General features: G+C 57.8%; 18 protein-coding genes. 8 read left to right on the forward strand and 10 right to left on the reverse strand.

The window, feature by feature from the left end; translation table 11 throughout:
• Position 1: 1 nt before the first annotated feature.
• The 7 genes from ACR0DL_RS14710 to ACR0DL_RS14740 form a co-directional block, all read right to left on the reverse strand.
• A complete protein-coding gene (locus tag ACR0DL_RS14710) occupies positions 2 to 487 on the reverse strand; it encodes a GNAT family N-acetyltransferase (RefSeq protein WP_170377256.1) in 486 nt (161 codons plus the stop codon).
• Positions 488 to 665: 178 nt separating this feature from the next.
• Complete coding sequence (locus tag ACR0DL_RS14715) at positions 666 to 1,493, reverse strand: alpha/beta hydrolase (RefSeq protein ID WP_480689834.1); 828 nt, start codon at positions 1,491 to 1,493, stop codon at positions 666 to 668.
• A gap of 3 nt (positions 1,494 to 1,496) precedes the next feature.
• Positions 1,497 to 2,378, reverse strand: coding sequence for a tryptophan 2,3-dioxygenase (locus ACR0DL_RS14720; RefSeq protein WP_480689836.1), 882 nt, complete (start codon positions 2,376 to 2,378; stop codon positions 1,497 to 1,499).
• 63 nt (positions 2,379 to 2,441) lie between these two features.
• Positions 2,442 to 3,470 carry an L-threonine 3-dehydrogenase gene (tdh, locus tag ACR0DL_RS14725; RefSeq protein WP_170351947.1) on the reverse strand — a complete coding sequence of 343 codons (1,029 nt, stop codon included), beginning with the start codon at positions 3,468 to 3,470 and terminating at the stop codon, positions 2,442 to 2,444.
• A 14-nt stretch (positions 3,471 to 3,484) separates the two neighbouring features.
• Positions 3,485 to 4,669 (reverse strand): glycine C-acetyltransferase, encoded by a 1,185-nt coding sequence (locus ACR0DL_RS14730; protein ID WP_366553809.1) that lies wholly within the window; start codon positions 4,667 to 4,669, stop codon positions 3,485 to 3,487.
• Between the two features lie 141 nt (positions 4,670 to 4,810).
• Complete coding sequence (locus ACR0DL_RS14735) at positions 4,811 to 5,443, reverse strand: sulfotransferase family protein (protein WP_480689839.1); 633 nt, start codon at positions 5,441 to 5,443, stop codon at positions 4,811 to 4,813.
• A gap of 79 nt (positions 5,444 to 5,522) precedes the next feature.
• Positions 5,523 to 6,089 carry a helix-turn-helix domain-containing protein gene (locus tag ACR0DL_RS14740; protein ID WP_170351922.1) on the reverse strand — a complete coding sequence of 189 codons (567 nt, stop codon included), beginning with the start codon at positions 6,087 to 6,089 and terminating at the stop codon, positions 5,523 to 5,525.
• A gap of 117 nt (positions 6,090 to 6,206) precedes the next feature.
• Between ACR0DL_RS14740 and ACR0DL_RS14745 the strand changes: the two genes are divergently transcribed.
• A complete protein-coding gene (locus tag ACR0DL_RS14745; protein ID WP_480689841.1) occupies positions 6,207 to 7,382 on the forward strand; it encodes an acetyl-CoA C-acyltransferase family protein in 1,176 nt (391 codons plus the stop codon).
• 95 nt (positions 7,383 to 7,477) lie between these two features.
• Here the strand turns inward: ACR0DL_RS14745 and ubiB are convergent, their stop codons facing one another.
• A complete protein-coding gene (gene ubiB / locus ACR0DL_RS14750) occupies positions 7,478 to 9,007 on the reverse strand; it encodes a 2-polyprenylphenol 6-hydroxylase (protein ID WP_480689842.1) in 1,530 nt (509 codons plus the stop codon).
• Positions 9,008 to 9,010: 3 nt separating this feature from the next.
• A complete protein-coding gene (gene ubiE / locus ACR0DL_RS14755; protein ID WP_170351925.1) occupies positions 9,011 to 9,763 on the reverse strand; it encodes a bifunctional demethylmenaquinone methyltransferase/2-methoxy-6-polyprenyl-1,4-benzoquinol methylase UbiE in 753 nt (250 codons plus the stop codon).
• 86 nt (positions 9,764 to 9,849) lie between these two features.
• Here ubiE and mutM point away from each other — a divergent pair, with 86 nt between their 5' ends.
• From mutM to recF, 6 genes are all read left to right on the forward strand, one after another.
• Positions 9,850 to 10,701 carry a bifunctional DNA-formamidopyrimidine glycosylase/DNA-(apurinic or apyrimidinic site) lyase gene (gene mutM / locus ACR0DL_RS14760; RefSeq protein ID WP_480689844.1) on the forward strand — a complete coding sequence of 284 codons (852 nt, stop codon included), beginning with the start codon at positions 9,850 to 9,852 and terminating at the stop codon, positions 10,699 to 10,701.
• A gap of 66 nt (positions 10,702 to 10,767) precedes the next feature.
• On the forward strand, positions 10,768 to 11,544 hold the full coding sequence (locus tag ACR0DL_RS14765) for an enoyl-CoA hydratase (RefSeq protein WP_170361912.1): 777 nt from the start codon (positions 10,768 to 10,770) through the stop codon (positions 11,542 to 11,544).
• A gap of 225 nt (positions 11,545 to 11,769) precedes the next feature.
• Positions 11,770 to 12,033 carry a 30S ribosomal protein S20 gene (rpsT, locus tag ACR0DL_RS14770; RefSeq protein ID WP_170351928.1) on the forward strand — a complete coding sequence of 88 codons (264 nt, stop codon included), beginning with the start codon at positions 11,770 to 11,772 and terminating at the stop codon, positions 12,031 to 12,033.
• Between the two features lie 553 nt (positions 12,034 to 12,586).
• Positions 12,587 to 13,984 carry a chromosomal replication initiator protein DnaA gene (dnaA, locus tag ACR0DL_RS14775; protein ID WP_170361913.1) on the forward strand — a complete coding sequence of 466 codons (1,398 nt, stop codon included), beginning with the start codon at positions 12,587 to 12,589 and terminating at the stop codon, positions 13,982 to 13,984.
• Between the two features lie 227 nt (positions 13,985 to 14,211).
• On the forward strand, positions 14,212 to 15,333 hold the full coding sequence (gene dnaN, locus ACR0DL_RS14780) for a DNA polymerase III subunit beta (protein WP_170361914.1): 1,122 nt from the start codon (positions 14,212 to 14,214) through the stop codon (positions 15,331 to 15,333).
• A 39-nt stretch (positions 15,334 to 15,372) separates the two neighbouring features.
• Positions 15,373 to 16,470 carry a DNA replication/repair protein RecF gene (gene recF / locus ACR0DL_RS14785; protein ID WP_480689846.1) on the forward strand — a complete coding sequence of 366 codons (1,098 nt, stop codon included), beginning with the start codon at positions 15,373 to 15,375 and terminating at the stop codon, positions 16,468 to 16,470.
• Here recF and ACR0DL_RS14790 read toward each other — a convergent pair.
• The gene (locus tag ACR0DL_RS14790) at positions 16,467 to 17,033 is read right to left on the reverse strand and encodes a carboxymuconolactone decarboxylase family protein (protein ID WP_480689848.1); all 567 of its coding nucleotides are present in this window, start codon (positions 17,031 to 17,033) and stop codon (positions 16,467 to 16,469) included. The two genes, recF and ACR0DL_RS14790, sit on opposite strands and share 4 nt — an antisense overlap.
• Before the next feature lie 100 nt (positions 17,034 to 17,133).
• Between ACR0DL_RS14790 and ACR0DL_RS14795 the strand changes: the two genes are divergently transcribed.
• Positions 17,134 to 17,706 carry a TetR/AcrR family transcriptional regulator gene (locus tag ACR0DL_RS14795; protein ID WP_480689850.1) on the forward strand — a complete coding sequence of 191 codons (573 nt, stop codon included), beginning with the start codon at positions 17,134 to 17,136 and terminating at the stop codon, positions 17,704 to 17,706.
• Positions 17,707 to 17,723 lie beyond the last annotated feature (17 nt).

A 17,723-nucleotide genomic window follows, 5' to 3' on the forward strand; every position in this document is an offset into this window, starting at 1 on the left:
TTCAAAGCATCATAGACATCTCATGCCAAGTCATTCCTCCATGGTCGGAAGTCGATGGCTGCAAATAGCTGTATCCAAATCGCTCATACAGTGGGACGTGATGCTCTTTGCACATAAGGAAGATCGCCGATTTACCCACTTTTCTCATGCGGTCGACGAATTCAGTCATCAATGCCCGCGATAGGCCCCTTCCCTGATGGGCAGGATCAACGACGACAGACATAATTACGACATTCGGAGCGTCGGGATCATGCCCCACAAGCTCCTTAAATTCCTCATCAGACATTTCGACGTCATGGGCACATCCGCAATTGATAAAGCCAACGATCTCGCCGTGTTCTTCAAGAATGAGGAAACCATCGGGATATTCCTCGATCCTCTTGGATATCTTTTTGAGGGTTGCTGCGTCGTCGCCTTCATAGGCAGCAGTTTCGATCTCGAAGCATCGAGTTGCGTCGGAAGGTTTGGCGTTTCTGAACGTGCTCATGCACGTGACACTAAGCGCGTCGGGGCAAGTTGCATAGCCGCCATTGGTTGGGCCCGCAGCATTCGGTACTTTGGGCTCACAGCGGATAATCCCTGCTCCGTCAAAAACGTTCGGTTCGTTAGGGATGCGTAGGTTTGTGTGCTAAAGGCCAGACCTGACTGATACCCAATTTTCTTGGCTATCGGGACGTCGCAAAAAACGTTCCCGGATGCATAATTATATCGAAATGCTGCATCCCCTTTTTCAGATCGAAATTGACCGCATGCCCGGCTTTGCGCAGCAATTCGGCATAATCTCGGCTCTGGCGGACGAATTCGGGGGTATCCCGTTCCGCCACAGTCACATGGTAACGCGGGCCAGGGGCGGGTAGGTGCAGGATAGGGGACAGATCATGTATCTCGACCGGGGTCAGTTGCAGCGGATCGTTTACGGACGTCAGGCTGATCGGCTCCAGATCATAGACACCGCTGATCAGGATCACCTCGCGCACGCGGAGCCCGGCGCGGGCCAGCGCATCGGCCGAGGTTGCCATGACCATAGCCGCCAATTGCGCCCCGGCGCTGTGGCCCGACAGGGTGATCCGTGACGGATCGAAACCCAGATCAGGCGCATTTGCGGCCAGCCACAGCAGGGCGTCGCGGCATTCGTTGATCATGTCGCCAATCCGCGCCTCGGGGGCCAATGTGTAGTTCAGGGTCGCAAAGGACTGTTCGGCCTCAACCAGTGCCGGGGCCATCATTGCCGACTCGTTCTGACTCAGCGCCTGCCAGTAACCGCCGTGAATAAAGACGTGCAGTGGCGCGCCCGCGCCTTTTGCGGGAAAGAAATCCAGAACCTGAGCCCTACCGTCACCGTAAGAGACATTCCCGATGACTTCCATCTGTGCCCGGTGCTGCGCGCTGAGCGCGGCGTAGCTGTCCAGATAAGGGGTCAGGTCGCCGCCGATCATCGACCGGGGCGAATATTCCTGCTCTAGCTCTTCCTGCGAAAACCCGCGGTACAGCATCGCTTACTCCTGCTCGGAATACATCAGTTCGGTGCGCATATCGTAAAGATCATGGAAGAACCGCAAATCCAAGGCTTTCCGTAAGAAGGCAACGCCGCTGGACCCACCGGTGCCCGGCTGGTTGCCGATCACCCGCTCTACCGCCGTGACGTGATCAAAGCGCCAGCGTTGAAACAGGGATTCAACGTCCATCAGTTTCTCCGCCAGTGCGTAGAGGTCCCAGTGTTTGTCCGTGTCGCGGTATATCTGCACCCAGATTTTCACCACCCGCGGATCGCCGGAATAGGGCTGGGCATAGTCGCGATCCAGCAGGTCCTGCGGTACGTCAAAGCCTTGGCGGGCCAGCATGAACAGCACCTCGTCGTATATTGACGGCTTGGTCAGCGCAGCGTTCAGCAGTTCCATGACCTGCGGGTCATGCTCGTGGACTTTTAGGGTCGAGGCGTCCTTGTTGCCCAAAATGAATTCAATCTGGCGATAGCCATAGCTTTGAAAACCGGACGAACTGCCCAATGCCTCGCGAAAGGTCATGTAGTCCGCAGGGGTCATGGTCAGCAACGTCTCCCAGGCGGATATCAGTTGCCGCTGGATGGCCTTGACCCGGTCGAGATTTTTCATCGCAGGGCCGAATTCATCCTGTTGCAGAAATCGGCGCACCTCGACCAGTTGGTGATGCATTAGTTTCAGCCACAGCTCGCTGACCTGATGAATGATGATGAACAGCATCTCATCTGGTTGCGCAGGGTCCTGAAAGGTTTTTTGCAGGTTCAGCAGGGTTTTGAGTTGCAGGAAATCACCGTAACTCTTGCGATGGGTCTGTGCGAAATCGGTGACCAGAGTGTCCTCGATTCCGCGTTCCAGATACCGATCATCCTTATCGCCCATATGCTCCTCCAAACGACTGGGTTCACCCCTGTTTAGGGGCTGAACCCGCGCAGTACCAGAGCGTCAGGTCCAGTCCAGCACCACTTTGCCTGACCGGCCTGATTTCATCGCGGCAAATCCTTCGGCAAAATCGTCAACTTTCATCTCGTGCGTGATGACACGGCTGACATCCAGACCGTTCTGTAGCATGGCGATCATCTTGTACCAGGTCTCGAACATCTCGCGCCCGTAGACGCCTTTGATGGTGATGGCTTTAAACACGATGCGGGACCAGTCGACCGGGGATTTGCCGGGCGGAATACCCAGCAGAGCGATCTTGCCGCCCATCACCAGCGCCTCGACCATTTGATCCAGCGCGATTTGTGAGCCCGACATTTCCAGCCCTACATCGAACCCTTCTTTCATGCCTAGTTCTGCGATGACGTCTTGCAGGTCTTCTTTGGACACATCCACGGTGCGCACGGTCGGAACCACATGTTCCGCGAGCTTCAGGCGATCGGGGTTGATATCGGTGATCACCACATGGCGCGCGCCAGCATGGCGGGCGACAGCGGCAGCCATGATGCCGATGGGGCCTGCGCCGGTGATCAGAACATCCTCACCCAGCAGATCAAAGCTGAGCGCGGTGTGAACCGCATTGCCCAATGGATCGAGGATGGCGCCGATCTCATCCGGCACGTCCTCGGGCAGGGGCACCACGTTGAAGGCGGGCAGTTTCAGATATTGGGCAAAAGCCCCCTGTTCATTCACGCCAATCCCGCGCGTGCCCGGATCAAGGTGGAACTTTCCCGCCCGGCTTTGACGGCTGTCGGTGGTGATCAGGTGCCCCTCGCCCGAGCAGCGCTGACCGATCTCAAGACCTGTCACATTGCGCCCGATCTCGACGATCTCGCCCGCAAACTCGTGGCCGGTGATCATCGGAATCGGCACTGTGGCGGCGGCCCAGTCATCCCAGTTCCAGATATGGATGTCGGTGCCGCAGATGCCGGTCTTGTTGACACGGATCAGCACCTCTTCGGGGCTGATTTCGGGCACCGGGGCCTGGACCATCCACAGACCTTCCTCGGGCTTGGATTTCTCCAAAGCTTTCATCGTGTTGGGTCGCATCAGATCACTCCCAATTCTTTGCCAACCTTGCCAAAGGCGGCCAATGCACGGTCCAGTTCGTCTTTCGTCAAGGCTGCATTCATCTGCGTCCTGATCCGCGCTTGTCCGCGCGGGACAACGGGGAAGAAGAAGCCCGAGACATAGACGCCCTCATCAAACAGACGCGACGCCATGTCCTGCGCCAAAGTGGCCTCGCCCAGCATTACCGGAATGATTGGGTGTTCGCCGGGCAGCAGGTCAAAGCCCAGCTTTTCCAGCCCAGCACGCCAGTATTTCGCGTTGCCGAATAACTGAGCGCGCAGCATTTCGCCCTCTTCGACCAGCCGGATCGCCTCAAGACCTGCGGCGACAATCGAGGGTGGCAGCGAGTTTGAGAACAAATAGGGCCGCGCCCGCTGCCGCAGCAGATCGATCACTGGTTGCGGCCCGGCGATGTAACCGCCGATTGCCCCCCCAAGTGCCTTGCCCAAGGTTCCCGTTAGAATGTCGACATCGACACCAAAATGATCTGGCGTGCCTGCGCCGTTCGGCCCCATAAAGCCGGTCGCGTGGCAGTCATCGACCATGACGATGGCATCATATTTATCGGCCAGCTCGCGAATTTTCGGCAGGTTGGCCAGGTAACCGTCCATCGAGAACACGCCGTCGGTCGCGATCATGATGTGCCGCGCTCCGTCCTCGCGCGCCTGTTTTAGCCAGGCCTCAAGGTCGTTCATGTCGTTGTTCAGGTAGCGATAGCGTTTCGCCTTGCACAGCCGCACCCCGTCAATGATCGAGGCATGGTTCAGACTGTCCGAAATGATGGCGTCTTCTGGCCCTAACAAGGGCTCAAAGAGCCCGCCATTGGCATCGAAACAAGCCGCAAACAGGATCGCATCGTCCTTGTTCAGGAATTGCGCCAGCTTCTGTTCCAACTCGCGGTGAATGTCCTGGGTGCCGCAGATAAACCGGACCGAGGCCATGCCGAACCCTTTGGGCCGCATCGCGCCCTTGGCGGCATCGATCAGCGCAGGGTGATCGGCCAGACCCAGATAATTGTTGGCGCACAGGTTGATCACCTGCTTGTCGCCCACAGTAATCTCACCGCCCTGAGGCGAGGTGATCATTCGTTCGCGTTTATACAGACCCTCAGATTCAATCTGCGCAAGGGTATCCGAGATGTGGGACAGGAATGCATCGGCCATGGCGGTCTCCGGTTTATATGAGTCGCGTATCTAACATAACGGATATGATTCCCAAATAGGGGAATTCAATATTACAGAAAAAAAATCCACGATAACGGAACATGCGGAAAACCCTGAAAATTGCTTTCGACTCGGAGGCGTCTATTCCGGTTTTGCCACGTTGTCCTGAAACTGTTTGGTTGAATTTGTGTGCGGATAGGGTTCTTCGGGAATGTCGACGCCAAGGAAAGTGCACAGTGGTTTCCATCCGCTTCCGGTTTCATAGACCAGCAACCGGTCCTTCGGGACAGTGTCGCGGACTTTTTTGATATGCTTCCGAAACACGCTGACGGCGTGATCCCGATCATCCATCCGGCCGTCGAAGATGCCATGAACGATAAACTTGCTGCACATCTCGGCAATCGCGTTTGCATGATCCGAGTCGTGCCGTCCGCGCATTGTGGTCATGAATGGTCCAATCGTGGCCCATATGCTGTCAAACCAGGCATCAGGGTCGCGCACGCTCAAAATGATTTTGGCATCTGGATAATGATAAGAAAGTTGGCGCCAGTATGCGGCGCCTGGCCAGTCGACTTGCGCGCGATAGCCGTGAAACATGGCATCCCAATCAGCTTGCTCGCCATGTGCGGCACGGTTCCAAGCAGGCAGTTGTTCGGGATTGTCCCGCACTTCGAACATGTGGTGACAGGGTCCGAAATTTAGCTGTTCCAAAGCAAGCTTCAGCGAATTCGTCCCAGTGCGGCCAAATCCAGCGCCAATCACTTCCAAAGTCATTTTGGGTAACTCCAATTCGTGTAAATGCCATAAAATAGCACAACACACAGGTATCCCTCAAACTTCGCCCCGGTCGGGGTCAGGCGTTTTTCACAATCAGGAACACTCGCGCGGGACCGTTGGGCGATGCGATCGAGTGCAAGACGTCTGCCGCATACCGCGCTGTATCGCCTTGGTTCAACTCCATTGTGGCCGATCCCGATGTGACGCGAACCGACCCGTCCAAAACCGTCAATTGCTCTTGCGCGCCGCGCGTGTGGGGCTGGCTTTTCAATGCGCCGTCTTTGTCGAACTGAATGTCATAGACTTCATGCCCGCCCGCTTCTTCGGGGGGGGACAGGATGCGAATCCGGCAGTTTTGCCCCATATTGTCGATGCTTGGCACTTCAGAGTTTCGCAGCACTTCGATTTGGTTTGCGGTGCCGGTCTCTTCCAGCAGACCGGCGAAATCAACCTGCAAGGCCCGGGTCAGGTTCCACAGGGTTGAGATGGTAGGGCTGCTTTCCCCCCGTTCGATCTGACTAACCATTGAACGCGACACACCACTGAGATTAGCCACGGCTTCAAGCGACAGGCCCTTGGCGCGACGTGCCTCTTTCAGGCGGGCGGGAAGGCGTGTCAGGATATCGTCTGTATTCTCCGTCATGACGGAATTTCATGCGCCTTGTATATGTGGTTGTCAATTCCATCCGTGACGGGACGTCCCATAGGACAAGGCGACGTGGTGTATGCATACTGCGCGCAATTGCACGAGGAGTGATCCATGACTGATATCGTAATTTTGGACGGTGCCCGCACCGCTATTGGAACCTTTGGCGGCGCGCTGGCTTCAACCGCTCCGATCGATCTGGCTACGGTTGTCACCGAAGCCGCGCTGGAACGCTCGGGTGTTGAAGGTGGTCAGATCGGGCATGTGGTGTTCGGCCACGTGATCAATACCGAGCCGCGGGACATGTACCTGTCGCGCGTTGCCGCGATGCAGGCGGGGATCCCAAATGGTACACCTGCGATGAACGTGAACCGGCTGTGCGGGTCGGGCGCGCAAGCGATTGTCTCGGCGATGCAGTCCCTGATGCTGGGGGATGCCGAGTTTGCCGTGGCCGGCGGTGCCGAGAGTATGTCGCGCAGCCCTTATATCGTGCCGCAGGCGCGCTGGGGCGCGAAGATGGGCGATGTCACCTCGTTGGATATGATGCTGGGGGCGCTGAATTGCCCGTTTGGCACCGGACATATGGGTGTGACGGCCGAAAACGTTGCAGACGAACACCAGATCACCCGCGAGCAGATGGACCAATTCGCCGTGACCAGTCAGACCCGCGCGGCAGCGGCGATTGAGGCGGGGTATTTCGACAGCCAGATCGCGCCCGTGCAGGTCAAGGTCAAGCGGGACATGGTTGATTTCAAGGTCGATGAACATCCCAAGGCCACCACTGCCGAGACCCTGGCCGGATTGCGACCGGTATTCCAGAAGGACGGGCGCGTGACGGCGGGCAATGCCTCGGGCATCAATGACGGGGCGGCGGCGATGGTATTGGCATCAGCGGACGCGGCCGAGAAAGCCGGGTTGAAGCCCAAGGCGCGCGTGCTGGGCTATGCCCATGCGGGTGTTCGCCCCGAGGTTATGGGCATTGGACCGGTTCCGGCGGTGCGGAACCTGATGGAAAAAACCGGCCTGTCGGTGGATGATTTCGATGTGATCGAAAGCAACGAGGCCTTCGCGGCGCAGGCTCTGGCTGTGAATCAGGAACTGGGTTTGGACGCGTCGAAGGTTAACCCGAATGGTGGCGCAATTGCCTTGGGTCACCCGGTTGGGGCAACCGGCGCAATCATCACTATGAAAGCGCTGTATGAGTTGGAGCGCGTTGGTGGGGCCAAAGGTCTGGTGACTATGTGCATCGGTGGTGGGCAAGGTATTGCACTGGCTATCGAGCGGCTTTGATTTCGCACCGTGCAGGGGGGCTGTCTGCCCCCCATCGCGCGCAGGCGCGATTCCCCCCGAAGGTATTATTGGCCAGAAGAAGCAGGCGGTCTGGCTCAGCTGAGCGCGTTGACAATCAGGACAAGCGCAGCACCGGCTGCGGCACCGATTGCGGCAGGTAGGGCCGCGGACCATAGGGATGACTTTTGCGGGTCGTCTTTTTGCGTCTGGGCGATCAGGGCATTTTCAACCAGACCCGGCAATCGTGGGCCAAAGCGGGCCAGAACCATGGCGGTTTTGCCGAAGTCCTGCAGCGCGGCGCGGGGACCGATGGATTGCTTTATGTAATCCTCGACCACGGGGCGGGCGGTTTCCCAAATGTTCATATGTGGGTCGAGCGAGCGTGCGACGCCTTCGACCACAACCATTGTACGCTGCAACAAGATCAGTTCGGTCCGGGTTTCCATGCCAAAGCGCTCGGTGACCTCGAACAGGTAGTTCAACAGGCGGCCCATTGAGATATGCGAGGCGTCCATGCCAAAGATCGGCTCGCCCACCGCTCGCAGCGCGCGGGCAAATTCGTCGACATCCTGGTTGGCGGGGACGTAACCGGCCTCGAAATGCACCTCGGCCACGCGTTTATAGTCGCGGCGGATGAACCCGAACAGAATCTCGGCATAGACCCGGCGGGTGTATTCGTCGATGTGACCCATGATGCCGTAGTCATAGGCGATGATATCGCCATTTGCGGCGACCTTCAGGTTGCCCTGATGCATATCGGCGTGGAAATAGCCATCACGCAGGGCGTGCAGCAGGAATAGGTGCAGGACCCGCTCTGCCAGATCGCGGCGGTTGTGACCAACCGCATCCAGTGCAGCATTGTCGCCCAGCGGTACACCATCCGCCCAGCTGAGCGTCATCACCCGGCGCGCGGACAGTGACCACACAACGGGGGGCAGCCAGAAACCGGCATCGTCCTTGGTATTGGCGGCATATTCCGAGGCAGCGGCGCTTTCAAGTCGCAAGTCCAACTCACCCCGTACAACGCCGTCGAAATGTTCGATCACGTCCATCGGTCGCAGGCGGCGCGCGCCGGGGGCGAACAGGTCGACAATACGGGCGGCGAAATAGAACGCATCGACATCCTTGTGAAAGGCACGCTCGATCCCCGGGCGCAGCACTTTGACGGCGACATATTCGCCAGTGCTGACCAGCCGGGCCTTGTGAACCTGCGCAATCGACGCTGCGGCGATCGGTTCGCTGAATTCCTCAAAAACCTCATCGACGGGCTGGCCAAGTTCCTTTTCCACCTCAGCCATGGCTTCGGCGCGGGAAAAGGGTGGCAGCTTGTCCTGCAACACACGCAATTGGGCGGCCAGTTCATCGCCCACCACGTCGGGGCGGGTCGAGAGAATCTGACCGAATTTGATATAAGCCGGACCAAGCGCCGTCAGCGCTCGGGTGGCGGGTGGCATATTGGGATCGCCCTTGTAACCCAGCCATTGAAACGGTTTGCCCAACGCATGCGCCAGAAATCGCAACGCGCGGGGGGCCTCAAAGGCATCCAGCACCACGTTCATGGCGCCTGTGCGTTCAAACGTGGCGCCTGTACGGATCAGGCGAATGATGTTGTGGGGTCCGCGCATAAATCAGATCTTCCAGCCGGAATGCAGCGCGGCGATGCCCATGCTGAGGTTGCGGTATTTGGCGTTTTCGAATCCAGCGGCACGAACCATGCCCAGAAAGGTTTCCTGATCGGGGAAATTGCGGATCGATTCGACCAGATATTGATAGCTGTCGTAATCATTGGCGATCAGCTTGCCCATGCGGGGAATGACGTTGAAGCTGTACAAGTCATAGAGCTTTTGCAGCCCTTCATTGGGCAACTGGCTGAATTCCAGCACCATCAGGCGGCCACCGGGCTTCAGAACTCGGAAGGCTTCATTCAACGCCTCTTGCGGGCGGGTCACGTTCCGGATGCCGAAGGAAATGGTGTAGACGTCAAACGTGTTGTCCTCAAACGGCAGGGCCATCGCATCGCCTACCACCCAGTTCAGGCTGTCGGACATCTGATCTGCTTCGGCGCGCTGGCGGCCTTCGACCAACATCGGCTCGGTCAGGTCCAGAACGGTGGCGTGACCGTAACCCGCGCGTTTGAGAAAGCGGAAAGAGATATCGCCCGTTCCACCGGCCACATCCAGCAGACGTTGACCAGGGCGCGGGGCCAGCCAGTCCATCATCGCGTCTTTCCAGACCCGGTGGATGCCCATCGACATGACATCGTTCATCACGTCATATTTTGAGGCGACCGAGTTGAACACGCCCTGCACACGACCGGCCTTGTCGGCCTCGCGCACGGTTTCAAACCCAAAATGAGTGGTCTTGTCGCTGTTGTCGGACATAAGCCTTGCCGTTTGTCGAATTTCGTCTCTGTTATAGGGCTCTGGAACCGGGGCACAATGCGGCCCTTTGAATTAGGAGCCATCTAATGCCCGAATTGCCCGAGGTCGAGACAGTAAGACGCGGCCTGAGCCCTGCAATGGAGGGGGTCGTGATCGAACGGGCAGATGTGAACCGCCCCGATTTGCGCTGGCCGTTCCCGGACCGCATGGCCGAGCGGCTGACCGGGCAACGGGTGGATCAGCTGCGGCGGCGGTCGAAATATATTCTGGCAGATCTCAGCAGCGGTGAAACTTTGTTGATCCATCTGGGTATGTCTGGGCGGATGACAGTATCGGGTGATCCGCTAGGGCAGTTCGTGCATGAGCATCCCATGCCCGAAAAACACGACCACGTGGTGTTTCACATGGCCAATGGCGCGCGTGTGACATTCAACGATCCGCGGCGCTTCGGCGCGATGGACTTGTTGCCCACGGCTACAGCCGAGGATCACAAGCTTTTATCCGTTCTGGGGCCAGAGCCGCTGGGCAATGATTTTCACGAACAGCAGCTGATCGAAGCGCTCAAGGGCAAGAATACTCCTGTCAAATCTGCACTGTTGGATCAGGGAATCGTTGCCGGATTGGGCAATATCTATGTTTGCGAGGCCCTTTATCGCGCGGGTGTGTCGCCACGTCGCAAAGCAGGTCAAATTTCTGCCGCCCGTGTCGGCGCGCTGGTTCCGATCATTCGGCGGGTACTGCAGGACGCGATCGACGCGGGTGGTTCATCCCTGCGCGATTTCCGCCAAGCCGATGGAGAACTTGGATATTTTCAACACAGCTTTGACGTTTACGGACGCGAAGGCGAACCCTGCAGAACCCAGGGATGCAGTGGGGAAATAAAGAGAATCACTCAGTCCGGTCGCTCATCCTTCTATTGTGCGCAATGCCAAAGATAACTTGATCCAGATAAATCGCGTGATAAGGAATCGTACTTGAACGGAACAACCGGAAGCTTACACCTCATGGCTTTTGAGACGATCATCGTCGAAATCGAAGACCACGTCGCCCTTATCAAGCTCGACAGACCCGATGCGCTGAATGCGCTGAATTCGCAGCTGGCGCAGGAACTGTGCATCGCATTGGAAGACGCGGATACCAACGACAAGGTGCGCTGCATCGTCATTACCGGTTCGGACAAGGCGTTCGCGGCCGGCGCGGACATCAAGGAAATGTCCGAGATGAGCTTTGTTGATGTCTACAGCTCAAATCTGTTTGGCGCTCTGAATGACCGTGTTTGCGCGATCCGCAAGCCGATCATTGCAGCCGTTGCTGGCTATGCGCTGGGCGGTGGGTGCGAGTTGGCCATGCTGTGCGATTTCATCATTGCTGCGGATACCGCCAAGTTCGGCCAGCCCGAAATCAACCTGGGCGTTATTGCAGGACTGGGTGGTTCGCAGCGCCTGACGCGTTTCGTTGGGAAGTCCAAATCGATGGACATGAACCTGACCGGTCGCTTCATGGATGCCGAAGAGGCCGAGCGTTCGGGTCTTGTCAGCCGGGTCGTACCGGCCAAGAAACTGATGGAAGAGGCGATGGGCGCCGCCCAGAAGATCGCTGAGAAATCGCAGCTGAGTGCAATGGCGGCGAAAGAAGCTGTGAACCGCAGCTATGAGTTGCCTCTCAGCGAAGGGATGCTGTTTGAACGTCGCGTGTTCCACTCGATGTTTGCGACAGAAGACCAGAAAGAAGGCATGGCGGCCTTCCTGGAAAAACGCGCGGCTCAGTTCCGCGACAAGTGAAGCGCGTAAGCGACCGAAACAGGCGGGCTTGGCCCGCCTTTTTTCATGACTGCTATGCGGCGCAAAAGAATCGGCTTGGCAAATCCTGCAAACTTGGGTAACTAGCGCCGCTATACATGCGCGTGCGGCCCGCTTGGCCCGACTCACACTCGTGATTCTGATCCGGTGCGGATAGTCCGTGACGCGCAACCTTTGATAACCGTACCGAATGAAGGTCAGAAACACATGGCAAACTCGCCTCAGGCTAAAAAGCGCGCTCGTCAGAACGAAAAGCGTTTTGCTATCAACAAAGCACGTCGCTCGCGTATCCGTACTTATCTGCGCAAGGTCGAAGAAGCGATTGCTTCTGGTGACAAGGACGCAGCAACCGCAGCTCTGCGTGCCGCTCAGCCCGAACTGATGCGTGGCGTCACCAAAGGCGTCTTTCACAAGAACACCGCTTCGCGGAAAATGTCGCGCCTGTCGGCACGCGTGAAAGCACTGGGCTAATCGCTCAGGTTGACCTTGCGTCAACAAAACAAGGTTGAATTGTTCTCAAAGGCGTCACAATGCGTGGCGCCTTTTTGTTGCTGTTGCCGGAAAGTCGCGTCTTCACAAAACCGAGAGATTCTTTCTGCAAAAGACCCGAGTCAATATCAGAGTTTCGTTGCCGTACGCCTTGGCCTCTTGCTACCACTGTTACAGCGATTCACTCGCTTGGGGGGACAGGCTGTTTCGGCGATCTGACTGACGGGCATCAGGACGGTCACGAAACGAATGTTGGCAATCGGTCACGGCTGATTTGCTGATCTGCTAAAGGTCTTGGGGTAACCGAAGATCTGAGCCCTGTCTAAAAATTTGATTGCGAAGCGCAACCCGGTTACGGGGCGCCCGGATTATGGGTGCCTGATTGCTGGGCTGTGCAAACTTTCGGGACAGTCCCGCCAATCCCATGTGGTTTGGCGATGGGTATCCTATTGCGGTGAATGCTTAAGAACCGGGCAACCGGGCCAGATCAATAAGGCCGACAGGCCAATAAAGAATGGGATGCGTGAGGCGCTTGATGACACAAGAGAAATGGGGACAACTGCGTAACAAACTGCTCAAGGCGATCGGCAAGAACAACTATACCACCTGGATCGAGCCTCTTGAATTCCAAGAGCTGCAGGATGGCGTGGCCACGTTCTCGGTTCCGACCAACTTCATGGGCAATTATGTTAGTCAAAACTTTGCGGACTTGATTCTGTACGAGATGAACACCGCAGGGGAATCGGTCCAGCGCCTGGCGTTTCGCGTCGCAGCCAATTCGCCGGTGCGTCCGTCGGGTGATGTAGAACCTGCGCCGTCTGTTGTTCAGGACACGACTCAGCCGCAGTCCCTGTCACAGCGGGCCGAACCCGCGAATGATGCGCTCGAATCCCTTCAGGCTGCACCGCTGGACGCCCGTTTCACCTTTGACAGTTTTGTGGTGGGCAAACCCAACGAGCTGGCCCATGCCGCCGCGCGCCGTGTTTCTGAGGGCGGCCCCGTCACGTTCAACCCGTTGGTTCTGTATGGCGGCGTTGGTTTGGGTAAAACCCACCTGATGCACGCCATCGCGTGGGAGCTGAAAACCAAACGCCCCGAACTGAACGTGCTGTACCTGTCGGCGGAACAGTTCATGTATCGCTTTGTACAGGCGCTGCGCGAACGTCGGATGATGGACTTCAAACATCTGTTCCGTTCCGTCGATGTGCTGATGGTGGATGACGTGCAGTTCATCGCAGGCAAGGATTCAACTCAAGAAGAGTTCTTTCACACGTTCAACGCGCTGGTTGATCAGAACAAGCAGATCATCATTTCGGCTGACCGCGCGCCGGGCGAGATCAAGGATCTAGAAGATCGCGTGAAGTCGCGCCTGCAATGCGGTCTGGTCGTCGACCTGCACCCCACCGATTACGAACTGCGCCTGGGCATCTTGCAGAACAAGGTGCAGCAATACAGCAGCACCTATCCCGATCTGACCATCGCCGATGGCGTGCTGGAGTTTCTGGCCCACCGTATCTCGACCAACGTGCGCGTGCTGGAGGGTGCCCTGACCCGTCTGTTCGCCTTCGCCTCGCTGGTGGGACGCGAGATCGACATGGAGCTGACGCAGGACTGTCTGGCTGACGTGCTGCGCGCGTCCGAGCGCAAAATTACTGTCGAAGAGATTCAGCGCAAAGTGTCGGACTATTACAACATCCGTCTGTCCGACATCATCGGCCCCAAGCGCCTGCGGTCTTATGCCCGTCCGCGACAGGTGGCGATGTATCTGTGCAAGCAGTTGACCAGCCGATCCCTGCCCGAGATCGGGCGTCGCTTTGGTGGTCGCGATCACACCACCGTCATGCACGGTGTCAAACGCATTGAAGAATTGAAAGTCACCGACGGCCAGATCGCCGAAGATGTGGAAATGCTGCGCCGTTCGCTGGAAGCCTAAGGGTCATCCTATCATTCAAGAAACGCCCCGGACCCTCACGCCCGGGGCGTTTTCTTGTGCGCTTAAATCCACGGTTGAATAGGAACTGTGCCCGCCCGGCCACGCGCCCCTTGACCCTTTGGCCGTTCCGACCCAGAAAACCATAAAAAATCCTTGTGCCTCAGGGTGGAACCGCTAACGTGCCAGTCCCGCCTGTTTTCGGCACGCAAGTCAGAGGAATTGAGGGTATGAAGATCAGCATCGAACGCGGCACCCTTCTTAAGGCCGTTTCGCAGGCCCAATCTGTTGTAGAGCGCCGGAACACCATTCCCATCCTTGCCAACGTGCTGATCGAGGCCGAAGGCGATCAAGCCATGTTCCGTGCCACCGATCTGGATATCGAGGTGGTGGATAAAGCCCCGGCGCAGGTTGAAAAGGCAGGGGCCACAACCGTTGCAGCGACGACCCTGCACGAGATCGTGCGCAAACTGCCGGATGGGGCACTGGTGACGCTGACCTCTGACAGTGCGGCGGGCCGCCTGACGGTTGAAGCAGGCCGGTCGAATTTCTCGCTGGCAACGCTGCCGAAAGAGGATTTCCCGGTGATGGCGTCCTCGGAATATCAGTCGAACTTTACGGCTTCGGCAGCACTGTTGCGACGGCTGTTCGACAAATCGAAATTCGCCATCTCGACCGAAGAGACCCGGTACTACCTGAATGGTGTCTACATGCATGTGGCTGACGGGTCCGAAGGCGGCAAGGTGCTGCGCTGTGTGGCCACCGATGGCCACCGTCTGGCTCGCATTGATGCAGATTTGCCGGATGGTGCCGCAGACATGCCGGGCGTGATCGTGCCGCGCAAAACCGTGGGTGAGCTGCGCAAGCTGCTGGACGATGATGAGATGGATATCGCCGTCTCGGTCAGCGAAACCAAGGTGCGTTTCGCAACGCCCGATATCACACTGACCTCAAAAGTGATCGACGGCACCTTCCCCGACTACACCCGCGTGATTCCGCAGGGCAATACGCGTCAGCTGGAAGTGGACGCTGCTGAATTCGCGCAGGCCGTGGATCGGGTTGCTACCGTTTCGTCGGAACGCTCACGCGCTGTGAAACTGCAACTGGATGCGGACAAGCTGGTTCTGTCGGTCAACGCCCCCGATAGTGGTGCGGCTGAAGAAGAACTGGCCGTGGCCTATGGCGACGAACGGCTCGAGATCGGCTTCAACGCCAAATACCTGCTTGAGATCGCCAGCCAGGTGGATCGTGAAAACGCCGTGTTCCTGTTCAACTCGGCCGGTGATCCGACCCTGATGCGGGAAGGCAATGATCTAAGCGCAGTCTATGTTGTCATGCCGATGCGCGTCTGATCGACCCCGCGGGGTGTTTTTTAACGAAAGGGATGGGTCATGAGTTTGGCCCTGACCGAACTTACGGTCTCGCATTTCCGGTCCCACAAGCTGGCGCGGTTGTCCTTTGACGGGCGGCCGGTGGCGATACATGGGCCGAACGGGGCGGGCAAAACCAACATTCTTGAGGCAGTGTCGCTGTTTTCCCCCGGTCGCGGAATGCGCCGGGCCAGCGCGGCTGAGATGACCCGGCGACCCGAAGCGCTGGGCTGGAAACTTTCCGGCCTGTTGCAAGCACAGGGTCGGAATTACGAGATCGAGACCTGGTCCGAAAGTGGCGCGGCGCGGCAGGTTCGGATCGATGGCAAAGCGTCCAATCAGATAGATCTGGGTAAACTGGCGCGGGTGGTTTGGCTGATCCCCTCGATGGACCGGCTGTGGATCGAAGGGGCTGAGGGGCGGCGCCGCTTTCTGGATAGGATTGCGCTGAGTTTCGACCCCGCCCATGCTGAGGCCTCGCTGACCTATGAAAAATCCATGCGTGAACGCAACCGCCTGCTGAAAGAGCAGGTGCGCGATGCCCATTGGTATGCAGCGCTCGAAGGGCAGATGGCCGAGACCGGCCATAGAATACACTCCGCGCGGCTGGCCGCGTTGGAACATCTGCGAAGGGCGCAGGAACAGGCGGAAACGGCGTTTCCGTCCGCTGATCTGGAATTGGTGCAAACCGAAGGCGCGATGCCCGTGGCAGCTGAGGAATTGCGCGAGGCCTTGAATGAAAGCCGTTTCCGCGATTTGGCGGCAGGGCGCACATTGGTCGGGCCGCATCGGTCGGACCTGTATGGTGTGTTTGCCGCCAAAGGTGTGCCAGCCAAGGATTGCTCGACCGGAGAGCAAAAGGCGCTGTTGGTGTCGCTGATCCTGTCAAACGCGCGGGCGCTGGCCGGGATGGTTGGCGCGCCTCCGATCGTGTTGCTGGATGAGGTGGCCGCCCATCTGGATGCGGGGCGGCGGGCGGCGCTTTATGATGAGATTTGCGCGCTGGGCGCCCAGGCCTGGATGACGGGCACCGGGCCTGAGCTGTTTGCGGAATTGGGCGATCGAGCCCAGACGTTGATCGTGAGTGATGGCTTTGAGGGCTCGGTCGTTTCCACTTAGGCGGGTTCGCTGACTTTGCGTTCCCACAGGAAGCCACGCATGACCTCGTCAACCGGCGTTTGTGCCATGTGGTTGACGTAGTTCGACATGGTTTTCTGCGCCAGACCCAGCACCACGTCCAATACAGCGCGGTGCGAGTAGCCTGCATCAAAGAACGCCTGCAGCTGTTCCTCGGACGGGTTGCCCCGGGTTTCCATCATTTGCAGGGTGAAGGTGCGCAGCGCCTCAAGCTTGGCGTTGGGCAGCGGGGTTTCGTTGCGCAGGGCCTCGGTGATCTCGTCCGAGACCTTCATCATCTTGGCAATACCGGTATGCGCTGGCACGCAGTAATGGCATTCGTTTTCCACGTTTATGGTCTGCCAGACGACGGTTTTTTCGTCATTGTCGAAATCGGTCTGCACGAACAGATGGTGCAGCACCTGATAGCCTTCCAAATGCTGGGGGCTTTCGGCCATCACCTTGTGCAGGCCGGGCAGGCGGCCAAACGCGGCCTGAGATTTCTCCAACAGTGGTTTGGATCCTTCAGGGGCGGATTCGAGGTCGTGTGAAGGGAAGTTGGACATGTGGGAACTCCTTTTTTCTGGCGGCTGAGTCCGAAATAGCCTTTCTTGAGCGGTCGCTCAAGTATATATTTGAGCAACCGTTCAAGAATTGGTGAAGATGATGCCCCGCAAGCCTACCTATGACCGAGATACTTTGATCGCACAGGCCCGAGATATATTCTGGCGTCACGGTTGGGCCGGAACATCGTTGAAGGACCTAGAGCGTGAGTTGAAGTTGAAGCCAGGCAGCTTCTATGCGGCGTTTGGTTCGAAAGATGCGCTGTATGCGCTGGCAATGGAGCGTTATGCGCAAGACGGCGTCACCAATATGATGGCGTTGGCGCAGGATCTGGGCCCGTTAGGCGCGCTCAAGGCCCAACCGCGTCTGGTGGTTGAGGCGTCAGAGTTGCCGACTAAGGCTTGCATGTTGTCCAAAACCTATGCCGAATTGCAGGCGCGCGGCCATGAATTGGCCAGTCAGGCCCGCACCCATATGGTAGGGATGAAGACCTGCTTTGCCGAGTTATTCCGCCGCGCGCAAGACGCCGGGGAGATCGGCCCCAAACATGACCCGGATCGGCTTGCAGCCCGGTATCAATCCGACCTTCTGGGCCTGCGATTGTCAGCTGAACGGGATGATGTGAATGCGGCGGAAATTGCCACGGATATCGCCGCTGATCTGGATCGGCTGTGATCTGCAAATAACACCGC

Source organism: Ruegeria sp. BB5 (genome assembly GCF_056539405.1).